The following is a 5740-nucleotide window of genomic DNA, read 5'->3' as shown; positions in this document are numbered from 1 at the left end:
GCGGGACCTGGACGGGTTGGCGCTGCTGCACCGCAGGCTCGACGAGGGCGTGCTCGAGGTGGTGGCGCGGGCGATCGCGGGGGCGCGGCGGACGCTGGTGATCGCGGCGGGCAGCTACGCGGCGGTCGGGACGGCGCTGGCGCACAACGCGCGGCTGGCCGGGTACGACGTGGTGGCGGTGTCGGGCGGGGACGCGGAGCTGGCGAACGCGGTGGCGGCCGTGGACGGGCGGGACGTGCTGATCGCGGTGAGCTTCTGGCGGCTGTACGAGAGCACCGTGCTGGCGGCGAACGAGGCGAGGTCGCGGGGGGCGCGGGTGTTCGCGGTGACCGACGCGGCCAGCCCGGCTCTGTCCTCGGCGGCGGAGGAGGTGCTGCTGGTACCTGCGGAGGGGGTGGCGTTCTTCCCGTCGCTGACGTCGGGGGTGGCGGTGGCGCAGGCGGTGGTGGCGCAGCTGGCGGCGATCGACCCGGAGCGGACGGCGGCGTCGATAGAGACGGCGGAGGGGATGTGGTCGCGGTTCGGGCTGCTGCACCGGCGGGTCGGGGGGTAGCCGGGGGGCGGGGCGGCCGGGGCGGTCCGGGCGTCCGCGAGGGCGATTCGATACCGCCCGGCCAGCGGTTCCGAACGGGGCAACGGCTCACGACGATGGGGTGATGACCGGAGCCGAGCACTACACCAGGGCGCAGGAACTCCTCACCGAAGCCGACGAGACCGCCGACGCCGCCGCGCGCGGGGAGCTGCTGGCGCGGGCGCAGGCGCACGCGACGCTGTCGCTGGCCGCCGCGACCGCGCTGGGGGCCGAGTCGCAGGGCGGGCAGCGGGACACCGCCGGGCACCCGGCGATGGCGAACCGGGACCTGAAGCAGTGGAAAGCGGCGGCGGCGGTGCCGGATCGGCGCGCGGAGCCGGAGGCTCAGCAGGGCGCCACCGCCGGCTCGGCGGGGTGAGGCGGGTCAGGGTTCGAGCAGACCCGGCTCGCACGGGGCGGGCCGGGTCGCGAAGACGTGGTCGTGGAGCGCCCCGGCCCGCGCGACGACCTCGGGGTGCGGGCGACCCTCGACGTCCAGGCGGCGCAGGGTGGTCAGGTGTTCCCGGTCGCCCTCGGTCCTGACCAGGACCGGGCAGCTGACGAAGAGGCCGACCGCCACCCGCGCGCACCGGGCACGAGGCGGCCCACCCCGGTGCCGCAGCGCCGAGGACCGCGACGAGCGCGCCCAGCGCACGGAGTTCGCCAGGCACGCGACGCCGATCAGCAGGCCGGTGGCGGTGGCCGCGAGCAACGCCCTGGCTTCGGCCCGGCAGAACGGACCCTCGAAGATCACTCGCCCAGTTTGGCGATCATGAATGACAACGGCGCGGGCGGACCCTCAGGTCCGCGCCGCGCCGTCGGTGGTGCGCGATTCAGGGTGTTTCAGAAGATGATGAGCAGCAGCACCAGGATGGCCACGACGGCGCCGATGGCGACCGGGATCAGCGGCAGGCTGCCCGCGCGGCGGCGGTGGTGCGGGTGGACCGTGGTGGTGCGGAACCAGCTGCCGGGGACGTGCCTGCGGTGCTGACGGACCCAGGGCATGACGCCCTCCTCCCGATGCGGTGGCTTTGTGTCACTAACCGGCTACCCGGACGGGGACAATTGCACACCTCACCGGGTGAAAAACTGCTTCTGGAATAGCGCGTAAAAATGACCGGGAATGGGTTTGACCGTGCGGCGGGCGAAGGAACCGCGGGCTCACCCCACCCCGATCAGCACCTCCGGTCGGGCCGCCGGGTCCAGCCACGACAGCAGGTGGTTCACCACCGGGGCGTCCACGCTGACGCAGCCCGCCGTGGGCCCGCCGGTCCACACGTGCAGGAAGAACGCCGACCCCCGCCCCGGCACGGCCGGGCTCCGGTTGTAGTCGATCACGATCGCGCGGTCGTAGGCCGGGCCCACGTGCGCCAGGCGCTCGCTCGCAGACTCGTCGAAGGGGCACGTCCCCGGCTCGCACCGCTGGTGGGTGTTGTACAGCGGGGAGCGCTGGTCCGAGACCCACCAGTCCGCGCCGTCGACCCGCCGGTACGGCAGCCTGCCCTCCGGCAGCGGCGGGAGGGTGCCGAAGGACTCGGTCAGCCGGTGCGCGCCCGCCGGGGTGCGGGTGCTCGACTCGCTCGCCTCGCCGACGCCCGCAGAGCCCACGAACGCGGGCGCGGGCCCCAGCTCCATCCGCCACCCCGCGCCGTCGCGCCGCCAGCCGGTCAGCCACCCGGATGTGGCGTCGGGGCGGTCGACCACCACCGCCACGACCTGGTCCGCTCCCCCGCCGTACGGCAGCGGCAGTCCCGCCACCGCCGCCACCTGAGCCGTCGCGGGCGTCAAGCCGGCCACCAGCACCCCCAGCACGCCGAGAACCACCGCCGGACCACGTCGGCCAAGCCTGGCACGGGCACCCACCGAGTCCCGCGCACCTGCCCGCCTCGCGGCGAGGCGTTCACCCGAACGTCCGATCCACCCCACGGCGACCCCCTGACCCGTCACGCCCGACGCGGGCGGCCCCGGCGACCGCCGGGCACGGATCGCCTACCCGGTCCCCGTCCGCGCGACACAAAGCGGCCCCGTTCCGGTGAACGGGGCCGCTTCGCCTGGAGCTCCGGGGGTCAGCCCTCCGTGGTGCTCCGGTAGTCCTGCATCACCCGCATGATCTCCTTCGCCGACTCGCGCAGGTGCGCCAGCTCGGCGGCGTCGAACTCGCGCCGCTTGCTGTCGACGACGCAGTGGGCGCCGACCACCTGCCCGTTCGGGGCCACCAGCGGCACGCCCGCGTAGCTGCGCGCGCCGATGACGGTCACCGCCGGGGTGTCCTGCCACGAGGGGTCGGCGGTCGCGTCGGTCACCGTGTAGTCGCAGCCGGTGAGCACCACGCGGGAGCAGAAGCTCCACTCCGCGGGGATGCCCGCCTCGATCATGCCGGTGTCGGCGCCGTGCGAGGCGATCGCGTGCGTGGTGGCCCCCATGACGAAGTTCGCCAGACCGATCTTCATGCCGAGCCGGTCGGCGGACCGCTTCACGAGCAGGTCCAGCTTCCCGCGCAGCGCGGGGCTGGTGGTGTCGTAGCGGGTGGCCTCGGTCAGCCGTTCGAGGTTCACGAGGGGGATGAGCAGGGTCATGCGGACGCTCCTGGCTGAGGTGTGCGGGCCTCGGCGGCAGCCCACGCGTGGTGCACCTGCTTTCGACGTCGCCCGGCGCGGGCTGAGGGAAACCGCCCCAGCCCACCCGAGTCGTGCGGGTTCTCAGCCCAACGGGTGGGGGAAATCGCTCAGGTGCGTTTCGGTTTCGCCGTTCTCCCCGGTATCACCCGCCGGGGACCGCCCGGCCCACAGCAACAGGAGTGGGCGATGCCCTTCTGGAAGTCCCGACGCCGGACGGCGGACGTCCCCGACGTGAGGAAGACGGTCGCCGAGGCGCAGGAGAACGCAGCCGCGGTCACCGCGGTGGTCAAGGCGCTGGACGGGGCCACGACGAGCGCGCAGGCGGTCAAGGTCGCCCTGGACGCGGTCCGCAAGCAGTTCGGGTGGGTCTACGGCTCCTACTGGCGCATCGACAAGGCCGGGCGGACGCTGCGGTTCGCCGTCGAGTCCGGCGACGCGGGCGAGGAGTTCCGCAAGGTCACGCAGGAGGCCTCGTTCGCCGAGGGGGTCGGGCTGTCCGGGCGGACCTGGCGCACCAGGGGCCTGGTGTTCGTGGAGGACCTGGGCACGGTCAAGGACTGCGTGCGCGCTCCCGCCGCGCAGCGGGTCGGCGTCAAGTCCGGCATCTGCTTCCCGCTGATGTCCAAGGGCCGGGTCGTCGGCACCATGGACTTCTTCACCCTGGAGCACCTGACGCCGTCCGAGCAGCGGCTCGACGCGCTGCGCAGCATCGGGCTGCTGGTCTCGCAGGCGCTGGAGCGGGTCACCGACTCCGAGGTGCAGGCCGCGGCGGCGCTGGACCTGCAGGCGGTCAACACCGTGCTGCGCGGCCTCGGCTCCGCCACCTCCGAGGAGGAGGCGACCCGGCAGGCGCTGGAGACGGTGCGCAGCGAGTTCGGCTGGGCCTACGGCTCGTACTGGGCGGTGGACCCGACCGGGCAGGAGCTGCGGTTCGTCACCGAGTCCGGCGACGCGGGCGAGGAGTTCCGCCGGATCACCCGCGAGGCCTCGTTCCGCGAGGGCGTCGGCCTGGCCGGGCGCACGTGGAAGGCCCGCGAGATGCTGTTCGTGCGGGACCTGGCCGAGATGACCGACTGCGTGCGGGCGCCCGCGGCGCGGCGAGCGGGCGTGAAGTCCGGGGTGTGCCTGCCGCTGGTCGTGCACGACGTGGTGATCGGCACGATGGACTTCTTCACCCTGGAGGAGGTCGAGCTCAGCGACAGCCGCGAGAACTCGTTGCGCAACACCGCTTTCCTGGTGTCGCAGTCGTTGGAGCGGATCAGGGAGACCACCCGGATCAGCTCGGCGGGCGCGGAGCTGGTGACCTCCATCGAGGAGGTGGAGCGCAACGTCGTGCAGGCGACCGGGGTCGCGGCCGAGGCGGCCACGCTGACCACCGACGCGAACCAGGCCGTGGACCGGTTGGCCCAGTCCAGCAACGAGGTCGGCGACGTCGTCAAGGTCATCAACAACATCGCCGAGCAGACCAACCTGCTGGCGCTGAACGCGGCCATCGAGGCGGCGCGCGCCGGTGAGGCGGGCAAGGGCTTCGCGGTCGTGGCGAACGAGGTCAAGGAGCTGGCCCAGGGCACGGCCAGGGCGACCGAGGACGTGGCGCGGTTGATCAGCGCCATCCAGTCCGACGCGGGCAGCGTGGTGACCTCGCTGGCCGCGCTCGGCCAGATCGTGGACCGGATCAACGAGACCCAGACGATGATCGGCGGGGTGCTGACCGAGCAGGCCGCGGTCACCCGTGACATCGTTGGGGGCAGGTGACCGGTATCGCAGGCGGCCCCGGCCCCCACGACATATCCGAGTTTCCTGCGGGCCGGGGTCTCCCCCTCGCGTGCGGCGGTGGCCGCCGGGCGCCCAGCGCGGCGCGCGGCTGACCGTCCGCGGTGGATCGGGCCGGGTCAGCGCTGCTGGCCGCCGTGCGCCTGCGCGCCGATCGGGATCGGTCCGCTGGCGGGGTTCGCGCCCAGCACGGGGACCGGGCCGCTGGGCGGGTTCGCGCCGAGCACCGGGACCGGGCCGCTCGGCGGGTTCGCGCCGGGGTGCTCGGCGGTGCGGTAGCGGGCCACGGTCGGCACCACGTCCTGGCCGAACGGCGCGGCCTCCGGGAACTGCACGTCCACCGCGACCTCGTCGCCGCCGATCTCGCGGGTGATCCACTGCCCGGACTCGACCAGCGCCTTGAGCGTGCGCGTGGGCAGCGACTCGACCCGGCGCAGGTACCAGCCGTCGTCCGGCAGCGGGCCCATCCGGCCGCCCAGCCTGGACTTGACCTCCTTCACCCGCGCCCACAGCTGGTTCACCAGGCTCTGCCGGTCCGCGGGGCCCTCCAGTCCCGCGCGCAGCCGGTCCTCGATGCCCCGGTTCACGCCGTCCTCGTCGGGCATGAGCATGGTGACCCAGGCGCGGGACTTCTCCCGGTACTGCAACTGCTGCATCAGGCCCTCGTGCGCGGAGAAGTCCGCGAACCGGAACCGGCGGCCGGACCAGCGCGAGCGCAGCGTCCCGGCCAGCGACAGCGCGCTCTTCACGCCGGTGTTCAGGCCGCGACCGGGCCAGA

8 protein-coding genes are annotated in these 5740 nt (G+C 73.8%); 3 read left to right on the top strand and 5 right to left on the bottom strand.

Annotated elements, in window-relative coordinates; genetic code table 11:
• Together ACTUAL_RS23230 and ACTUAL_RS23225 are read left to right on the top strand one after the other, a co-directional pair.
• Positions 1 to 553, top strand: a 553-nt coding sequence (locus ACTUAL_RS23230; protein ID WP_440901722.1) for a MurR/RpiR family transcriptional regulator, incomplete at its 5' end; no start/stop codon positions are given.
• Between the two features lie 103 nt (positions 554 to 656).
• Positions 657 to 950 (top strand): hypothetical protein, encoded by a 294-nt coding sequence (locus tag ACTUAL_RS23225; RefSeq protein WP_096493231.1) that lies wholly within the window; start codon positions 657 to 659, stop codon positions 948 to 950.
• Positions 951 to 956: 6 nt separating this feature from the next.
• Here the strand turns inward: ACTUAL_RS23225 and ACTUAL_RS23220 are convergent, their stop codons facing one another.
• The 4 genes from ACTUAL_RS23220 to ACTUAL_RS23205 all read right to left on the bottom strand — a co-directional run bounded on the left by ACTUAL_RS23220 (position 957) and on the right by ACTUAL_RS23205 (position 3147).
• Positions 957 to 1325, bottom strand: coding sequence for a hypothetical protein (locus ACTUAL_RS23220; protein ID WP_440901721.1), 369 nt, complete (start codon positions 1323 to 1325; stop codon positions 957 to 959).
• Positions 1326 to 1414: 89 nt separating this feature from the next.
• Entirely contained in the window at positions 1415 to 1576 is a 162-nt protein-coding gene (locus tag ACTUAL_RS23215) for a hypothetical protein (RefSeq protein ID WP_015801570.1), read from the bottom strand.
• A gap of 156 nt (positions 1577 to 1732) precedes the next feature.
• Positions 1733 to 2383 carry a L,D-transpeptidase family protein gene (locus ACTUAL_RS23210; RefSeq protein ID WP_096493227.1) on the bottom strand — a complete coding sequence of 217 codons (651 nt, stop codon included), beginning with the start codon at positions 2381 to 2383 and terminating at the stop codon, positions 1733 to 1735.
• A 254-nt stretch (positions 2384 to 2637) separates the two neighbouring features.
• On the bottom strand, positions 2638 to 3147 hold the full coding sequence (locus ACTUAL_RS23205) for a GAF domain-containing protein (RefSeq protein ID WP_440901720.1): 510 nt from the start codon (positions 3145 to 3147) through the stop codon (positions 2638 to 2640).
• A gap of 228 nt (positions 3148 to 3375) precedes the next feature.
• On the opposite strand from ACTUAL_RS23205, the gene ACTUAL_RS23200 reads away from it, so the two are divergent.
• A complete protein-coding gene (locus ACTUAL_RS23200; protein ID WP_440901719.1) occupies positions 3376 to 4944 on the top strand; it encodes a GAF domain-containing protein in 1569 nt (522 codons plus the stop codon).
• Positions 4945 to 5081: 137 nt separating this feature from the next.
• Here the strand turns inward: ACTUAL_RS23200 and ACTUAL_RS23195 are convergent.
• A partial coding sequence (locus ACTUAL_RS23195; RefSeq protein ID WP_440901718.1) for a hypothetical protein occupies positions 5082 to 5740 on the bottom strand: 659 nt, incomplete at its 5' end.

The sequence above is a fragment of the Actinosynnema sp. genome, from assembly GCF_052038725.1.
This window is presented reverse-complemented; position numbering and strand designations above follow the sequence as displayed.